Raw genomic sequence first — 1,259 nt, 5'->3', positions numbered from 1 at the left:
CTGGAGTTCCCCCGGTTTCGTGGACACCTAACCGCTATGGTAACAGGAGTTCACGATGCCCAGACCCCACCCGCAATATGCAGCCGAGCTGCGTGACCGCTTAGTCGAGCTGGCACGCAACGGCCGATCCCCTGAGCAACTTGCTGAAGAGTTCGAACCCTCTGCTGCAACGATCCGAAACTGGGTCAAGCAGGCCGACCGTGACGGCGGCAAAAGGAAGGACGGACTGACAACCGACGAGCGCGAGGAACTTCGAGTACTTCGCCGCGAGAATCGCCGGCTTCGCGAGGAGGTCGAGATCCTGGGAAAAGCAACGGCCTGGTTCGCCAAGGAATCCGAGGGGACGCCCAAGCGGCGTTCGAACTCGTGAAGGCGAATCAGGCCGAACACAGCGTGGCAACGCTGTGCAAAGTACTAAAGATCTCGACGAGTGGTTACTACGCCTGGCTGACTCGCGCGCCCTCGCGCCGTGAGCAGCGCGATCGCGAGCTGATCAGAGAGATCCACAGGATCCACAAGATGTCGCGAACCAGCTACGGCTCACCGCGAATCCACCGTGAGTTCCGTGATGACGGAATCCGCATCGGCCGCAAACGCGTCGAGCGCCTGATGAAGCGAGCAAAGCTCGTAGGAATCAGCCGTCGCAAGTGGGTTCGAACCACCGAGCGCTGCCGGCGCTCGCGGCCGGCGCCGGATCTGGTCGATCGCAAATTCACTGCCGATGGTCCCGACAAGCTCTGGGTCGCCGACATAACCTACATCCCGACGGGGACGACGTTTCTGTTTCTGGCGGTGGTGATGGACGTTTGGAGTAGGAAGATCGTGGGCTGGTCGATGGCCTCGCATCTAAAGACCGAGCTCGTACTGGCCGCATTGGCCATGGCTGTGGAACGCCGCAATCCCGACGACGTGATCCACCACAGCGACCAGGGCACCCAGTACACGTCCATCGAGTTCGGTCTGCGTTGCAAGCACGCCAACGTCAGGCCGTCGATGGGATCGGTGGGCGACGCCTACGACAACGCGATGTGCGAGAGCTTCTTTGCAACGCTGGAGTGGGAACTGCTGCAGCAGACGAAGTTTGCCAATCACGCCGAAGCCCAGATGGCGATATTCGAGTTCATTGAGGGCTGGTACAATACGCGCCGCCGGCACTCAGGCCTGGACTACATGTCGCCGGTCAACTACGAGAGGAAGGCGCTAGCGATGGCCGCAGTTCGATAGTCACAAACTGTCCGCGAAAGCGGGGGAACTCCAGT

At 60.8% G+C, this 1,259-nt stretch carries 1 protein-coding gene; it reads left to right on the top strand.

Going from position 1 to position 1,259, the window contains the following annotated elements; genetic code table 11:
• The first annotated feature begins 55 nt into the window (after positions 1-55).
• Positions 56-1,224, top strand: a protein-coding gene (locus VEC57_09485) for an IS3 family transposase (GenBank protein ID HYB99345.1) whose coding sequence is annotated in 2 segments (ribosomal slippage) — positions 56-305 and positions 305-1,224 — 1,170 coding nt in all. Because the reading frame shifts where the segments join, the coding sequence is not laid out codon by codon here.
• The last annotated feature ends 35 nt before the right edge of the window (positions 1,225-1,259 follow it).

This window comes from Candidatus Limnocylindrales bacterium (assembly GCA_035626395.1).
Classification (GTDB): Bacteria; Desulfobacterota; Binatia; order UBA1149; family CAITLU01; genus DASPNH01.
Note: the sequence above shows the minus strand (reverse complement) of the source record. Positions and strands in the feature narration are given on the sequence as shown.